Raw genomic sequence first — 14,003 nt, forward strand, 5'->3', positions numbered from 1 at the left:
GCCCCGGCCGTCACCCCGCCGAAGATCGCCGAAAGCCGCCTCGCCAACGGCATCCGTACCGTCGCGGTCAAGACCGGTACGGTACCGCTCGCGACCCTGAGCGTCGTGATCGGCGGCGGATCGTCGACCGATCCCGAGGGCCGCGCGGGTGTCGCCACCATGGCCGCCGACCTTGCCGCCAAGGGCACGGCAACGCGCTCGGCCGAGGATATCGCCGCCGCGCTCGAAAGTCTCGGTGCGACGATCAATGCGGGCGCCAGCCCCGACGGCAGCATCTTTTCGGTCACCGCGCCCGCGGCGAACCTCGACGCGGTCGGCACGATCCTCGCCGACATCATCCGGGGCGCGAACTACCCGCAGGCCGAGTTCGACCTCGAACGCAAGCGCATGACCGACGGGCTGCGCGTCGCGCTCAACAACCCCGGCGCGATCGCCGCAATGGTCGCGCAGCCGCTCCTGTACGGCGCCGCACCCTATGGCGGGCAGAGCGGCGGCACGGTGAAGAGCCTCGCCGCGATCGGCCGCGACGATCTTGTCGCCTACCGCCGCGCCTGGTGGCATCCCGCGAACATGTCGGTCGTCGTCACCGGCGGGATCGATCCCGCCGCCGGCAGCGCGCTCGCGGAGCGCCTGTTCGGCGACTGGAAAGCGGAAGGTCCCGCACCGGTGGTTCCGAAGTCGCGCGCGGGCGCAGCCCTGCCGCCGCGCACGATCGTCGTCGACCTTCCCGGCGCGGGGCAGGCCGCGGTACTCGCCGCAGTGCGCGGGGTCAGCCGCTCCAGCGCCGACTACCCCTCGCTCCTCCTCGCCAATTCGGTGCTCGGGGTCGGATCGAACGGCCGCCTCTTCACCGAAGTGCGCAGCAAGCGCGCGCTGAGCTACGGCGCGTACAGCAGCATGCCCGCGCGTGCCGACACCGCGCTGCTCAGCGCGAGCGCGCAGACGAAGAACGAAAGCGCGACCGAGGTCGCCGAAATCTTCCTGAACGAGTTCAGGCGGCTCGGCGCCGAGCCGATCACGCCCGACGCGCTCGCGAAACGCCGCGCCTTTCTCGAGGGCGCCTATGGTCGCCAGTTCGAAACCGGCGGCGGCGTCGGCGCGATCGTCTCGGGGCTGATCCTGCAGGGGCTCCAGCCCGCCGACGCGCTCGATTATGCCGCGCGGCTCGGCGCGGTGACGCCCGAGGCCGCGAATGCGATCGCGGCGAAGAGCGTCACCCCGGAAAACGCCTCGCTGGTCGTCGTCGGCGATTCGGCGAAGTTCATCGACAAGCTGCGTGTGCTGCGGCCCGATCTCGTCGTCATCCCGGCGAGCAAGCTCGACCTCGAGTCACCGACCCTCGGTGCCGAGGCGCGGTAGTCCGTCCATGATCGCGGTGAGCGCGAGGGCATTCTCGCGCTCCATCGCGCTGTGCCCGGCGTTGGTGACGACATAGGTCGCGGGTTCGCCGCCCGCGTCGCGCAGCGCCGCGACGAGCCGCGACGCCTGCGTCAGCGGGCACACCTCGTCGAAGCGGCCGTGGACGATATGCACGGGGATCGACGCGAGCGTCGCGATATGCCTGAAGAAATGCCCCGCCGGCAGGAACAGCTCGTTCGCGAAATAATGCGCCTCGATCTGTGCGAAGCAGAGTGCGAAATCGGCCTCGCCGAACTTGCCCGTGTCGGCGGTCTCGGGAATCATGTTCGAGATGACGCCCTCCCACAGCGACCAGGTCAGCGCGGCCTCGAGCTGCCGTTCCTTTTCGGCATCGTTCGAAGGCACCATGTCGAAGATCGCCTTGTACGACTTCATCACGTCGCCGCGCTCTTCGGGGGTCAGCACCGACAACAGCGCCGCCCATTCCTCCGGATATTTCATATAGGCGCCGGGTTCGGTCAGCCCGTAGGGGTCGGCCCCCCACGTCGCGGCATTGCCCTGATAGAGATAGAGCAGATCCTCCGAGGCGCCGAGGAAGATGCCGCGCAGGATCAGGCTCGCGCAATGCGCCGGATGCGCGACCGCATAGGCCATCGCCAGCGTGCTGCCCCAGCTGCCGCCGAACACGTGCATCGGCCCCCCGATTTCCAGCCTCTCGCGCAATTTTTCGATATCGCCGATCAGGTCGTCGGTGGTGTTTTTGCTCAGGGCAACGGCGGGCCCTGCCGAGGCGACATTGGGCTCGCTCTTCCCGCAGCCGCGCTGGTCGAACAGGATCACGCGATAGCGTCCGGGATCGAAGAAGCGCGCCATCGCGGGCGCGCAGGCGCCGCCGGGGCCGCCGTGGAGGAACATCACGGGCTCGCCGTCGGGATTGCCATATTCCTCCCAGTAAATGCGATGCGCCGGGTCGCGGTCGACCTCGAGCCAGCCGAAATTGAGGCAGGGCGGCTGCGGATAGACCCAGTCGTCGCCAATCTTGCTCGAAGCCTGCAACCGCGAAAAATCCATAGCCCTTGCATCCTTGTCCATGATCCGGCCGCCACCCGGCCCAAACGACGGCGCCGCCGTCGCCGGCGCGTCGCGGATCGCCGGGAACTTATGGCGCAGGCCATCGTTCAAAAGCCACCCCTGATCGCGGGACGGATGACGCTTCGTCAAAGCTGCGCATGGCTCGAATCCCGGGGTTGGGCACTCGCGCATGGAACGTGATTTCCATGGGCTTCGAAAAGGAGTGGTCTATGCGTATCCAACCCGTCTTGCTCGCCACGCTTGGCGCACTGGCGCTCTCCGCCTGTTCGCAGCAGGAAGAAGTCGCCGCCGCACCCCCGCCGCCGCCGGGCGCGGTCCCGGGCAGCGTCGCCGCCGACCGCGACGGCGACGGCATCATCGACGGCTATTACACCGCCGACGGCATCTATCATCCGAACTACGCGCCGCCGCCTCCGGCCCCGCCGCCCGCTCCGACGCGGCTGGGAGAACGCGGCTGAACACGTGTCTCCGGGGGGCGCGGCGTCGCTGCGCTCCCCTTTTCCTGACATTATCGGCGCTTGGTGCGGCGCTCGCGCCGCCCGCCGTCGCCGCGCCGGCGACCGCCGGCGCCTCCGCACCACTTGCCGGCGCGATCCGTGAAGAGGCGGGCGGCGACGTCAAACGCTTCTATGCCGCGCGCGCCTACAGGCCGCTATGGGTTCGCGCCGGCAAGGTGGGGCCGGAGGCTGCAACCCTGCTCGGCTATCTCTCGACCGCTTCGCGCGACGATCTCAAATCCTCTTCCTATGACCTCGACAGGCTCGAAGCGCTGATCGCCCGCGCCCGCGGCGGCGACCCGCAGGCGCTCGCGCGCGCCGACGTCGCGCTTTCGACGTCCTTCGCGCGCTATGTCCAGGACATGCGGCGCCCGGGCAAGGCGAAGATGGACTATGCCGACAAGTCGCTGCGCCCGAAAAGGGCCGGCGCCGAAACCGTGCTGCGCGCCGCCGCCTTTCCCAAGGATTTCGGCGGATATATGAAAAACATGGGTTGGATGAGCGAACATTATGTCCGCCTTCGCGCCCTGATGGGCCGTGCGCTGGCGCAGGGCGCGTCAAAACAGGCGATGGCGCGCCTCCGCCTCAACCTCGACCGCGCGCGCATCCTCCCCGGGCCCTATACGCATCATATCGTCGTCGACGCCTCGTCGGGGCAGCTCTGGTATTATGGCTCGGGCAAGCGCGCGGGTGCGATGAAGGTCGTCGTCGGCGCGCCCGAGACGCAGACCCCGATGCTTGCGGGCAAGCTGCAATGGGCGATCCTCAACCCCTATTGGAACGTCCCCGACTATCTCGCGCAGAAAAGCATCGCGCCCAAGGTCCTCGCGGGACGCAGCCTCGCCTCGCTGCGCATGGAGGCGCTCTCCGACTGGGGCCCGAACCCGCGCAAGCTCGCCCAGTCCGAAATCGACTGGCCCGCGGTCGCATCGGGCAGCGAGGTGCTGCGCCTGCGCGAACTTCCCGGCGGCGCCAATTCGATGGGCAAGGTCAAATTCCTCTTCCCGAACGACGAGGGCATCTACCTCCACGACACCCCCGAGCGCGCGTTGCTCAAAAAGCCCGACCGCCATTTCTCGAACGGCTGCATCCGCCTCGAAAATGCAGGGGCGCTCGGTCAGTGGCTGCTCCATCGCTCGATCGCGACCAAGTCGAAGACCCCCGAACAGGCGGTGGCGCTGCCGGTCGAGGTGCCCGTCTATCTCACCTATATCACCGCCATCGCCACCGACCGCGGCATCGCCTTCCGCGACGACGTCTACGGCCGCGATAGCTAGGGTCGGGACCCGGTGCGGTTACCGGATTTTGGGTTGAAGGAATCGCGATAGTTTGCGACCCCGTGCACGCGGCTGGCCGACGGTGGGATCGGGGCAGGCCGGAACAACCGAAAAGGGGCAGCATTCCATGCGCAAACTGGCACTTCTCGGCGCGAGCCTTCTCGCGCTCATCCCGCAATTCAGCCTCGCGCAGGAAGGTCAGGAGGCCCCCGCCGCCGAAACCGCAACCGCCGCCCCGATGTCCGCCTCCGCCGCCGGCAGCGCGCGACTGGGCCCCGAACGCCGTCTGACCGGCGCCGATCTCTTCGATCTGTCGATCGCCTCCGACCCGCAGATCAGCCCCGACGGCCGCCACATCGCCTATGTCCGTCGGTCGAACGATATCATGACCGATCGCGCGGTCAGCTCGATCTGGCTGATCGATACCGCGACCGGAGAGGAAACCCCGGTCGCCGGACGCAGCGGCGGGGCCTTCGCGCCGCGCTGGTCGCCCGACGGCAAGCGTCTCGCCTTCGCCTCGACCGAGGGCGGCAGCGCGCAGCTCTGGGTGCGCTGGATGAACAGCGGCGAGGCGGTTCGCCTCACCGGCCTCCCCACCAGCCCGTCGAGCCTCGCCTGGTCGCCCGACGGCCGTTCGATCGCCTACACGATGCTCGTCAAGGACGACGGTCCCAGCTTCGGCTCGGCGCCCAGGAACAAGCCCGAGGGCGCCAAATGGGCCGATCCGCTCGAGGTCCGCGACCTCCTGACCTATCGCGCCGACGGCGAGGGCTATCTCGAACCGGGGTTCGAGAAAATCTTCGTCGTGCCCGCGACGGGTGGCTCGCCGCGCCAGCTCACCTTCGGCCCCTATCACGACGGCGGCCCCCTGAGCTGGTCGCGCGATGGCCGCACGCTCTATTTCAGCGCGAACCGCAAACCCGATTGGGAAAAGGATCCGGTCGAGAGCGAAATTCACGCACTCGACGTGACGAGCGGCGCGGTCACCGCGCTCACCGACCGCAACGGCCCCGACACCAATCCGCTCGTCTCGCCCGACGGCGGCAAGATCGCGTATCTCGGCTTCGACGACAAATTGCGCGCCTATGAAAATACCCGGCTCTACGTCATGAACCGCGACGGATCGGGCAAGCGCAGCCTGACGGGCAATTGGGACTATGGGATCGACGCGATCCAGTGGGGCGCCGACGGCAAGTCGGTCTACGCGCAATATGACGATCATGGCGAGACCAAGGTCGCGCGCATCGGCCTCGACGGGGCGGTGCGCACGGTGGCGACCGGCCTTTCCGGCGGCGGGCTCGACCGTCCCTATACGGGCGGCAGCTTCACCGTGTCGGACGGCGGCGCGATCGCCTTCACCGGCGGCACCGCGATCCGGCCGGCGGAGGTTCAGCTCAATCGCGGTGGCACCGCGCGCATCCTCACCGACCTCAACCGCTCGCTTCGCGAAGTGAAATCGCTCGGCGAGGTCCGCAAGATCACCGCCCAATCCAGCCACGACGGCAAGACGATCGAGGGCTGGCTGACCCTGCCTCCGGGCTACCGCGACGGCCAGCGCGTGCCGCTGATTCTCGAAATCCACGGTGGTCCCTTCTCGGCCTATGGCGGCCATTTCTCGACCGACAATCAGCTTTACGCCGCCGGCGGCTATGCCGTGCTTTCGGCGAACCCGCGCGGATCGACCAGCTATGGCGCGGCCTTCGCGAACGAGATCGACAAGGCCTATCCGGGCAATGATTATTTCGACCTCATCTCGATCGTCGACCGCGCGATCGAACTCGGCGTCGCCGATCCCGATGCGCTCTTCGTTACCGGCGGCTCGGGCGGCGGCGTGCTGACGAGCTGGATCGTCGGCAAGACCAATCGCTTCAAGGCGGCGGTCACGCAAAAGCCGGTGATCAACTGGACGACGCAGGCGCTCACCGCCGACGGCCCCGGCTTCTTCGGTCCCTATTGGCTCGGCGCCGAGCCGTGGGAAAAGCCCGAACTCTTCTGGGCGCGCTCGCCGCTGTCGCTCGTCGGCAATGTCGAAACCCCGACGCTCGTCATCGTCGGCGCCGAGGATTATCGCACCCCCGTCAGCGAGTCCGAGCAATATTATACCGCGCTCCGCCTCCGCGGCGTCCCCACCGCGCTGATCAAGGTTCCGGGCGCCAGCCACGGCAGCATCGCCGCGCGCCCGTCGCAGTCGGCCGCCAAGGCCTCGGCGATCCTCGCCTGGTTCGAGAAGTACAGGAAGGGCTGGACGCGGCCGGCGGGGGAAACGGCCGGGAAATAGGCCGACCACTCGCCACGTCGGTTTTGGGGTGGTGAGTGGCGGTTCTTTCGCCCCTATTCGTCATCCCGGACTTGATCCGGGATCCATAGCGGTGCCGTCGTCATGGACCCCGGATCAAGTCCGGGGTGACGAGGGTAAAGGTGACGACAACCGATCAAGAACCAACCCCATCAATGTTTCGCGCAGAGGACGCAGAGCACACAGAGAATAGGCGTAAAACTCTCTGTGCTCTCTGCGTCCTCTGCGCGAATCTCATGACGAGCCGACGGCAACTACCGGTCGTTAGCGGCCATTCCGTCCAGATCGGCAGCGACTGATAGGGGTGGGAAGCGGACGTTAAGTAGTAAGCCGCTCAATCGCCGTTTGTAGTTCATCAGACATCAGCGGGTCGAGGTCAGCCATCTCGACCAACCAAATTGCCTCGTTCACAACATCGTCAGCGAATTCAAAGTCACCAAAAATGATACAGGTGGCAGCGTAGTTTGCAATCTCGAGGCTAAGGCGTTGGCCGGCAAGAGCTTCGAGCAGTCGCCGCGCATGCGCGCGTGTGACCGCAGTGTCCGGCCCCGGGGTAATCGAAACGCGCCCCTCACCAGTCCGACGGCATGCAAGTTTACATGCCCTGACTTCTTCGGCGACCTCTTCATCAAATTGTTCTGGCGTGAGCCTGCCTTCCAAAAAGGCCACGAGTGAAGCGTGTTCCATCTCGGCGAGATTAGCGGCTTATCCAATGACCACAACCGGTCGGAAGCGGCCCTCCCGAACGCCGCGACTGCGATATTCAGTCGAGCGCGACGAAGCGCGCCATATCGCCGCGCGTCAGATAGCGGACATCGTCGAACGGGGTGCTGTTGGTCAGCGCGTAAAAGGCGCGCGCCTTCGCGGCATCCATCCCCATTTCGCGATAATAGCCCAGATATTCGGCATGAACCGGGTCGTTCGCCGGATAGTCGTTCGCCTCGCGGCCATATTCGTCGGCCCAGCTATGGACGCCGAACTCTGCATCGGGCGCGGCGCGGCGGGTGACGCCGGCGAGCCACAGCTCGACCGCGCCCGACCGGATCGACCCGCCCGCCGGGACGATGGTCTCCATGCCCTGACGGCGGATCGCGCGGGCGAGGACCAGATTGGCTTCCTCGTCGAGGCTCCCGGGACAATCGACCATCTCGAGCCGCTTGAGCCCGGGAAAAGCCGCCAGCATCGCCGCGAACTGGCGCGGCGTTGCCGAGGTGACGTCGCCCGCCATGCGCACCGTCGCCGCGTCGATCACCGAAAAGGGACCGAACCTTGCTTTCGCGTGGCCGAGCGTCGCGAGCGTCGCGGCGGGCGCATAGCGCCGCGTCGCGGCGAATTCGGCATCCTCGGCGAGCGCCTCGTCATCTAGCAGCGCGGCGTCCTCGTCGATATATTCATGGTCGGCGTCGTCACCGTCGTCGGCGTAAGTCCATGTGACCGTCGTCGTGGTGATCGTCACGACCTGCTGTGCGTGGGCCGGCGCGAACGCCAGCACCGCGGCGAGAGCGGCGACGATCAGCGTGCGGAGAAAGGCCGACGGCGAAACCATGGGTCCGCCTTCGCGCACGCGCGATGATCAATTGGCAAACGGGCAGCGTCAGCGGCCCGTTAACCCCGTTTCGGGACGCTAGTCGCGGTCGGGCGCGCCGAGCGGAAAATAGGCGCGATAGGGCCGCGCTTCCTCGACGCAGCGTGAAATGGTCGGATGCGCCAGCAGCCGCGCGCGATAGGCGCGGAGATTCTCGTATGTCTCGGGGATCTGATGGACCCAGTCGGCATAGAAGAGCGACGGCGCCGCCGCGCAATCCGCCAGCGTGAAGCCATGGGGCGTCGCCCAGCCGCCGCCCGCCAGTTCCTTGTCGAGCCAGCCATAGACGGTCTCGAGCGCGGCCTTCGATTGTTCGACGATCAGCGGCACATGATTGTCGGGCCCGCGGATCGCGTCGGCGACGACCGCCTGCATCCGGCCCATCACATGATGATCAAAGATGCGGTCGAACAGCCGGACCTTGAGCGCCGCGTCGAAATCCTCCGGGATCAGGCGCGGTTCGGGCACCAGATGGTCGAGATATTCGATGATGATCGACGATTCGAAATACGGGACGCCATCGTGGACGAGCAGCGGGAACTGCCCGACCGGCCAGTGCGCCCTCAGCTCGGGCATATGGTCGGGGAAGGCCGGATCGACCGAGCGATAATCGAATTCGATCCCCTTCTCGTAAAGCGCGATCAGCACCTTCCAGGTGTAGGAGGAGAAGGGATGGCCGTAACAGATCAGCATCAGACAGGGTCCTTGCGGGTCAGCCACGCGAGGGGCAGCCCGATGAAGAAGATGTGCGGAAACAGCGCCACTGCGCCCTTGACGAGGTCGGGCGGCGGGAAGGGCGCGCCGAAGCGCAGCGGCAGGACGATCGCATTCATCACCAGATAAAGGCCGAAGCCATAGATGGTTCCGTTCAGCCACCAGGGCTCGCGGAGCGCGGGCATGCGGCGGACCGCAGCGAACCAGACGACGATCATCGCCGCCATGATCGCATAGTGCGTCGCGAGCCCCGCGAGCGCGCCGCCGAGGCCCCACTCGCCGGCACCGTCGCCGAAAGGCCCCTTGGCGACGCCGCGAAGCATCTTGCCGGGGTCGCTCCCCGCGAACACGCTCCACACCGCTGCGTAGCAGATGTCGAGCGTGCCGCAGAGGAGCCAGGCGAAGAGCGCCGGGCTACGACGCGCCAACGGCTTCGCCTTTCAGCGCGGCTTCTATCGCCGCGATGTCGATCTTTTTCATGCCCATCATCGCGTCCATCGCGCGCTTCGCGGCGGCGCGGTCGGGGTGGGTCATCGCCCGCGTCAGCACGCGCGGGGTGATCTGCCAGTTGACCCCCCATCTGTCCTTGCACCAGCCGCACATGCTCTCGGCGCCGCCGTTGCCGACGATCGCGTTCCAGTAACGGTCGGTCTCCTCCTGCGTGTCGGTGTTGATCACGATCGAGAAGGCCTCGTCCTGCCTGAACTCCGGGCCGCCGTTGATCGCGATGAAGGGGATGCCCATCACCGTGAATTCGACCGTCAGCACGTCGCCCGCCTTGCCGTCGGGATAGTCGCCCGGCGACCGGTTCGCCGCGATGAATTCGCTGTCGGGGAAGGTCGCGGCATAGAATTTCGCCGCCGCCTCGGCATCCTTGTCGTACCACAGGCACATCGTCACCGGCTCGGTTCCGTTGCTCATGATCTTTCTCCTCGTCCGCGGCCTCAGGCCACCGCTTCGCCGCGCACCGCGGCTTCGACCTTGGCGATGTCGATCTTCTTCATCGTCATCATCGCCTCGAACGCGCGCTTCGCCGCCGCGCGGTCGCTGCCCGTCGTCGCGTCGAGCAGCGCGCGCGGGGTGATCTGCCACGAAATGCCCCATTTGTCCTTGCACCAGCCGCACACGCTTTCCTGCCCGCCGTTGCCGACGATCGCGTTCCACAGCCGGTCGGTCTCCTCCTGCGTGTCGGTGTGCACCTGGAACGAGAAGGCTTCACTGTGCTTGAAGATCGGCGGACCGTTCAAGCCGACGCACGGCGTGCCGAGCAGGGTGAACTCGACCGTCTGCACATCGCCCTCCTTGCCGCCCGGCGAATCGGCGGGGGCGCGGTTCGTCGCGCCGACTTCGCTGTCGGCAAAGGTCTTCGCGTAGAAGACCGCAGCCTCCTCGGCATCGCCTTCGTACCAGAGGCACAGGGTCATCGGGGTCTTCGTCATCGTCGCTCTCCTTGTGTTTTCCTGGGGGGTTATTTCCTGCGCGGCCCGACGAAGCCGATCGCCGCGCCCTGCGGGTCGATCGCGTTCATCGCATATTCGCCGCCGGGGATTTCCATCGGTTCGCTGGTGATCGTGCCGCCGTTCGCGGCCACCGCTTCGCGCGCGCGGTCGATGTCGTCGACGCCGGCATAGAAGTTCCACACCGGCACCGGATAGCCTTCCATCAGCGGCATCACCGCGCCGAGCCCGACGTCGCCGCGCTGGATGAAGCGATATGCGCCGAGCGGGCCCATCGACATCTCGCCTTCCTGCCCCCAGCCGAAATGCTTCCTGTAGAAGGCGATGGCGGCGTCGGAATCGCTCGTCGCCAGCTCGTTCCAGCGCATATGCTGCGCCTCGGTCACCGAGAACACGTCGCTTTCCATACCCTCCATGCCCTCGGGGGGCTTGGGGTCCATGACGTAGAAGACCGCGCCCTGCGGGTCGGCGACCATCGCGATGCGCCCGACCGGAATGTCCATCGCGGGCATCTGCACGCTGCCGCCATCGGCCACGATCGCCGCGACCGCCGCATCGACGTCGGCGACATGCAGATAACCGATCCACATCGGCCGCGCGCCGCCGGCGATCATGTCGGCGCCCAGCGCGAGCACGCCGCCGGCATTGCCGCCGTCGCTGCGCCCGATCATGCGGTAATCGACGCCGCCCGCGGTCGGTTCGCCTTCGGACGCGATCGTCCAGCCGACGACGGGCCCGTAAAAGCGCGCCGCGCCCGCCGGGTCGGGGGTCATCAGCTCGTACCAGATGAAGTTCGATGCTTCGCTCATCGTGTCTCTCCTCGGTTGGGTTTCAGTAAGTCAGACTCGGAAACCAGTCGCCGCGCCCCCCGCGCGTCATGTCGAGCAGCCCCCACAAGGGATCGACAAGGTCGCCCGCGCGGTGGTGCTGGCCGGGATCCTCGGGCGCATAGGCCATCTCGCTCGCCCAGAAATGGCGGATCGTGTCGCCGTCGCGCCGGAAGACGTTGAAGATCGTCTCGTCCCAGTTTTCGCCCGGCTTCATGCCGTGCTCGGCGCGCTTGGCATCGCCGAGTTTCGAGGTGTCGCCGAAATAATCGGCCGAATAACGCCCGTCGACGTCGGACAGGAAGACCAGGTGCGGCCAGCGGCGGTCTTTCGCCCACGCCTCGAGCCGCGCGATCGGCGACTTGGCGACGACGTAAAGGGACGCCCGCTGCCCGACATGGCGCGCGGCGCCGTCGATCGCGTCGAGCATGTGGGTGCAGCCGTTGCACGGCTTGTCGCGCTCGGGCCCGAACATGAAGCTTTGCAGGATGATATCCGGCTTGCCCGCGAACAGCCCGGACATCTTCACGCGTTCGGGGCGCTGATGGGCGCCGATCCATTCGAAGCTGTAATCCTCGGGCACCTCGCCGCCCGGCGGCAGCGCGCGGCGCTTCGCCGCGACCGCCTCGATCTGGCGGCGCAGCGCGATCTCGTCGGCGAGCAGCTCGGCGCGCGCGGCGCGATAGGCTTTGCTCTCGTTCGGGAAGGACAGATGTTCCATGGCCTGTTTCCTTCTGGACCTGCTTATAGAGGGTGCCGCCGCGGCGGCTTCGCTTTTTCGACGCGCGGGGCGGCTTTGGCGACGATCGCGCTCACGGCCGGTATCCCGCCGTGCGCTCGACCGGCGGCGCGCGAAATCCCATCGCCGCCCATGCCGTCAGCAGCCGCCACATGAACTTGCCCGACGGCGTCCGGTAATTGGGAATGTCATCGGGCAGCTCGACGCCGTCCGGCCGGTCGCCCACGATCGTCCGCATTTCGGCCGCCGGACGTTCGGCCTCGGGGATACGCTCCGAATAGACGCTCAGCCAATGCCCCTTGGTGAATTCGAGCGCGACCGGCGAATTGCAGCATCGCGCAACGAAGCGCCGCGTCGGCGATTCGGGCGTCAGCCGGTGTTCGGCCAGCCTGTCCGACCCCGACAGCCAGGTCAGGCGGTCCTTGCGCATCAGTACATAGGGCGTGCCGCCATCGGCCCCGACCACGGCCGGCGCTCCGGGAAGTGCCTCGAAACCCCGTCCCGCCTGCTGGCAGCTATGGCAGTAACAGGTCGCCGCGACGATCGGCTTGCCGCTGAGCTCGAGCGTCACCGCGCCGCACCCGCATGCCGCGATGCGCTTCCTATCGCCTGCGACGCCGGTCATGCTTCCAGCCCGGCCATGGCTTCGGCGATCGTCACCGGCGCCTTCGCGCGCGCGTACATCGATTCCAGCCAGGCGCGGAGCGCGGGGGCGTCGTCCAGCAACTCCTCCTCATTCGCCCAGTCGAGCGTGAAGGCGGCGTTGAAATCGGCCACGGTCACTTGCCCGCCGACGATGAAGTCGCGCCCCTGCATATGCTGTTCCAGCACCGCGATCATCCGCCGCCCGTCGCGCTTCGCCAGCGCGATTTCGGCGTCCGATTTCTCCTCGGGCGCATAGAGGAAGCTGTGCAGTGCGATCCGCCACAGCGGGGCTTCGATCTCGGTCATCAGGAAAAACAGCCAATGATGCATCCGGGCGCGATCTTCGGGTGTCTCGGGGATCAGCCCCCCGCCCGGGAAGCGGTCGCCATATCTGTCGGCCAGATAGAGCTGGATGGCGGCGGATTCGCTGATCACCAGATCGCCGTCCACCAGCACGGGCAGCTTCGCGGCCGGATTCAGCGCAAGAAATTCGGGGGCCCGATTTTCGCCCGCCCCGATGTCGACCGGGATGATTTCGTGAGGAAGGTCGAGTTCGCCCAGCAGCCATATCGCGCGCAGCGCGCGGGTCGGCGGGGTTCCGTAAAGTCTGATCATCTCGTCAGTCCTTCTCTCGATCCTCCCTGTCGCGAAGCGATGGGGAGGGGGACCGTCCGCGAAGCGGATGGTGGAGGGGCCGCGACGTCGCGCCCCGAGCCCCTCCGTCGGCGCTTCGCGCTGCCACCTCCCCATCGCTTCGCGACAGGGAGGAACTGGCCTTCAGGCCTCGACGATCGGCGCGAAGCCGCCATAGATCATGCGCGCGCCGTCGAACGGGTTGGTCGCGGGGTCGTGCTTCATCCGTTCGTCGGTCATCATCTTTTCCCAACCGGCCGTGCGCGCTTCCTTGCTGGGCCATTCGACCCAGCTGTAGACGACGGTCTCGCCGTCCTTCTTGTGCGCGGCGCGGGAATAGTCGGTGACCTTGCCGTCGGGAACATCGTCGCCCCACGCTTCGACTACGCGCGTCGCGCCATGGTCGCGGAACACTTCGGACGCCTTCCGCGCCATCGCGCGATAGGCTTCCTTGTTGCCGTCGGGAACGGGCACGACATAGCCGTCGACATAGGCGGTCGAACCTGCCGCACGGTCGTCGACGATCGAATCGAAGCCGCCGATGATCATGCGCTTGCCGTCGAACGGCATCTCGCCGCCCATCGCCGCCATGCGCGGATCGCTCATCATCTTCGCGTTCGCGGCGTCGCGCGTCGCCCTGTCGGGATATTCGAACCAGCTGAACACGACGGTCTCGTCGGGCTTCGCCTGCACCGCGCCCTTGAAATCGTTGACCTTGCCGTCGGGAACATCGTCGCCCCAGCATTCGACCATGCGCGCGACGCCGAATTCCCTGAACAGCGGCGCGGCTTCGGCGGCATGTTTGCGATAGGCTTCCTTGTTGGCGGTCGGCACCGCGACCACAAATCCTTCTACATAGGTCATCTTGTCTCTCCTTTGGGG

Annotated in this window: 16 protein-coding genes and 1 pseudogene; 4 read left to right on the forward strand and 13 right to left on the reverse strand. The window is 66.9% G+C overall.

What is annotated here, in order from left to right; translation table 11 throughout:
- The coding region (locus JHC57_RS16565) for a pitrilysin family protein (RefSeq protein WP_294031343.1) at positions 1 to 1,359 on the forward strand (1,359 nt) is incomplete at its 5' end.
- On the opposite strand, the gene pip is transcribed toward JHC57_RS16565, so the two are convergent.
- A complete protein-coding gene (gene pip / locus JHC57_RS16570; RefSeq protein WP_294031344.1) occupies positions 1,330 to 2,430 on the reverse strand; it encodes a prolyl aminopeptidase in 1,101 nt (366 codons plus the stop codon). The two genes, JHC57_RS16565 and pip, sit on opposite strands and share 30 nt — an antisense overlap.
- 230 nt (positions 2,431 to 2,660) lie before the next feature.
- Between pip and JHC57_RS16575 the strand changes: the two genes are divergently transcribed.
- The 3 genes from JHC57_RS16575 to JHC57_RS16585 all read left to right on the forward strand — a co-directional run bounded on the left by JHC57_RS16575 (position 2,661) and on the right by JHC57_RS16585 (position 6,503).
- On the forward strand, positions 2,661 to 2,909 hold the full coding sequence (locus JHC57_RS16575; protein WP_294031359.1) for a hypothetical protein: 249 nt from the start codon (positions 2,661 to 2,663) through the stop codon (positions 2,907 to 2,909).
- A 44-nt stretch (positions 2,910 to 2,953) separates the two neighbouring features.
- Positions 2,954 to 4,225: a L,D-transpeptidase family protein gene (locus tag JHC57_RS16580; RefSeq protein WP_294031360.1), complete on the forward strand. Its 1,272-nt coding sequence runs from the start codon at positions 2,954 to 2,956 to the stop codon at positions 4,223 to 4,225.
- A 127-nt stretch (positions 4,226 to 4,352) separates the two neighbouring features.
- Positions 4,353 to 6,503, forward strand: coding sequence for a S9 family peptidase (locus tag JHC57_RS16585; protein WP_294031346.1), 2,151 nt, complete (start codon positions 4,353 to 4,355; stop codon positions 6,501 to 6,503).
- A gap of 336 nt (positions 6,504 to 6,839) precedes the next feature.
- Here the strand turns inward: JHC57_RS16585 and JHC57_RS16590 are convergent, their stop codons facing one another.
- The 12 genes and pseudogenes from JHC57_RS16590 to JHC57_RS16645 all read right to left on the reverse strand — a co-directional run.
- Positions 6,840 to 7,190, reverse strand: a complete 351-nt coding sequence (locus tag JHC57_RS16590) for a hypothetical protein (RefSeq protein WP_294031347.1) — start codon at positions 7,188 to 7,190, stop codon at positions 6,840 to 6,842.
- 94 nt (positions 7,191 to 7,284) lie between these two features.
- The gene (locus JHC57_RS16595) at positions 7,285 to 8,067 is read right to left on the reverse strand and encodes an alpha/beta hydrolase (protein ID WP_294031348.1); all 783 of its coding nucleotides are present in this window, start codon (positions 8,065 to 8,067) and stop codon (positions 7,285 to 7,287) included.
- A 78-nt stretch (positions 8,068 to 8,145) separates the two neighbouring features.
- A complete protein-coding gene (locus JHC57_RS16600; RefSeq protein ID WP_366928548.1) occupies positions 8,146 to 8,799 on the reverse strand; it encodes a glutathione S-transferase family protein in 654 nt (217 codons plus the stop codon).
- Positions 8,799 to 9,248 carry a hypothetical protein gene (locus JHC57_RS16605; RefSeq protein ID WP_294031349.1) on the reverse strand — a complete coding sequence of 150 codons (450 nt, stop codon included), beginning with the start codon at positions 9,246 to 9,248 and terminating at the stop codon, positions 8,799 to 8,801. Before JHC57_RS16605 ends, JHC57_RS16600 begins: the two co-directional genes overlap by 1 nt.
- Positions 9,235 to 9,741 carry a VOC family protein gene (locus JHC57_RS16610; protein ID WP_294031350.1) on the reverse strand — a complete coding sequence of 169 codons (507 nt, stop codon included), beginning with the start codon at positions 9,739 to 9,741 and terminating at the stop codon, positions 9,235 to 9,237. Before JHC57_RS16610 ends, JHC57_RS16605 begins: the two co-directional genes overlap by 14 nt.
- A gap of 23 nt (positions 9,742 to 9,764) precedes the next feature.
- Positions 9,765 to 10,259, reverse strand: a complete 495-nt coding sequence (locus JHC57_RS16615) for a VOC family protein (protein ID WP_294031352.1) — start codon at positions 10,257 to 10,259, stop codon at positions 9,765 to 9,767.
- Positions 10,260 to 10,288: 29 nt separating this feature from the next.
- The gene (locus JHC57_RS16620; protein WP_294031353.1) at positions 10,289 to 11,086 is read right to left on the reverse strand and encodes a VOC family protein; all 798 of its coding nucleotides are present in this window, start codon (positions 11,084 to 11,086) and stop codon (positions 10,289 to 10,291) included.
- Between the two features lie 22 nt (positions 11,087 to 11,108).
- Positions 11,109 to 11,825 carry a DUF899 family protein gene (locus tag JHC57_RS16625; RefSeq protein WP_294031355.1) on the reverse strand — a complete coding sequence of 239 codons (717 nt, stop codon included), beginning with the start codon at positions 11,823 to 11,825 and terminating at the stop codon, positions 11,109 to 11,111.
- Between the two features lie 91 nt (positions 11,826 to 11,916).
- A complete protein-coding gene (locus JHC57_RS16630) occupies positions 11,917 to 12,468 on the reverse strand; it encodes a hypothetical protein (RefSeq protein ID WP_294031357.1) in 552 nt (183 codons plus the stop codon).
- Positions 12,465 to 13,103 (reverse strand): glutathione S-transferase family protein, encoded by a 639-nt coding sequence (locus JHC57_RS16635; RefSeq protein ID WP_294031358.1) that lies wholly within the window; start codon positions 13,101 to 13,103, stop codon positions 12,465 to 12,467. Before JHC57_RS16635 ends, JHC57_RS16630 begins: the two co-directional genes overlap by 4 nt.
- Before the next feature lie 162 nt (positions 13,104 to 13,265).
- Positions 13,266 to 13,670, reverse strand: a complete 405-nt coding sequence (locus JHC57_RS16640) for a DUF1428 domain-containing protein (RefSeq protein WP_366928549.1) — start codon at positions 13,668 to 13,670, stop codon at positions 13,266 to 13,268.
- Positions 13,653 to 13,985: pseudogene (locus JHC57_RS16645) on the reverse strand (DUF1428 domain-containing protein); the annotation flags it as partial. The gene JHC57_RS16640 and the pseudogene JHC57_RS16645, both read right to left, overlap by 18 nt.
- Between the last annotated feature and the right edge of the window lie 18 nt (positions 13,986 to 14,003).

Origin of the sequence: Sphingopyxis sp. (genome assembly GCF_016463645.1) — a bacterium.
GTDB lineage: Bacteria > Pseudomonadota > Alphaproteobacteria > Sphingomonadales > Sphingomonadaceae > Sphingopyxis.

Bases quoted from the DNA above. Each gene is read 5' to 3' on its own strand.
- JHC57_RS16625 (WP_294031355.1), bottom strand. From the start codon at position 11,825: ATGGAACATCTGTCCTTCCCGAACGAGAGCAAAGCCTATCGCGCCGCG.
- JHC57_RS16620 (WP_294031353.1), bottom strand. From the start codon at position 11,086: ATGAGCGAAGCATCGAACTTCATCTGGTACGAGCTGATGACCCCCGAC.
- JHC57_RS16640 (WP_366928549.1), bottom strand. From the start codon at position 13,670: ATGATCATCGGCGGCTTCGATTCGATCGTCGACGACCGTGCGGCAGGT.
- JHC57_RS16635 (WP_294031358.1), bottom strand. From the start codon at position 13,103: ATGATCAGACTTTACGGAACCCCGCCGACCCGCGCGCTGCGCGCGATA.
- JHC57_RS16600 (WP_366928548.1), bottom strand. From the start codon at position 8,799: ATGCTGATCTGTTACGGCCATCCCTTCTCCTCCTACACCTGGAAGGTG.
- JHC57_RS16615 (WP_294031352.1), bottom strand. From the start codon at position 10,259: ATGACGAAGACCCCGATGACCCTGTGCCTCTGGTACGAAGGCGATGCC.
- JHC57_RS16585 (WP_294031346.1), top strand. From the start codon at position 4,353: ATGCGCAAACTGGCACTTCTCGGCGCGAGCCTTCTCGCGCTCATCCCG.
- pip (WP_294031344.1), bottom strand. From the start codon at position 2,430: ATGGATTTTTCGCGGTTGCAGGCTTCGAGCAAGATTGGCGACGACTGG.
- JHC57_RS16575 (WP_294031359.1), top strand. From the start codon at position 2,661: ATGCGTATCCAACCCGTCTTGCTCGCCACGCTTGGCGCACTGGCGCTC.
- JHC57_RS16595 (WP_294031348.1), bottom strand. From the start codon at position 8,067: ATGGTTTCGCCGTCGGCCTTTCTCCGCACGCTGATCGTCGCCGCTCTC.
- JHC57_RS16630 (WP_294031357.1), bottom strand. From the start codon at position 12,468: ATGACCGGCGTCGCAGGCGATAGGAAGCGCATCGCGGCATGCGGGTGC.
- JHC57_RS16610 (WP_294031350.1), bottom strand. From the start codon at position 9,741: ATGAGCAACGGAACCGAGCCGGTGACGATGTGCCTGTGGTACGACAAG.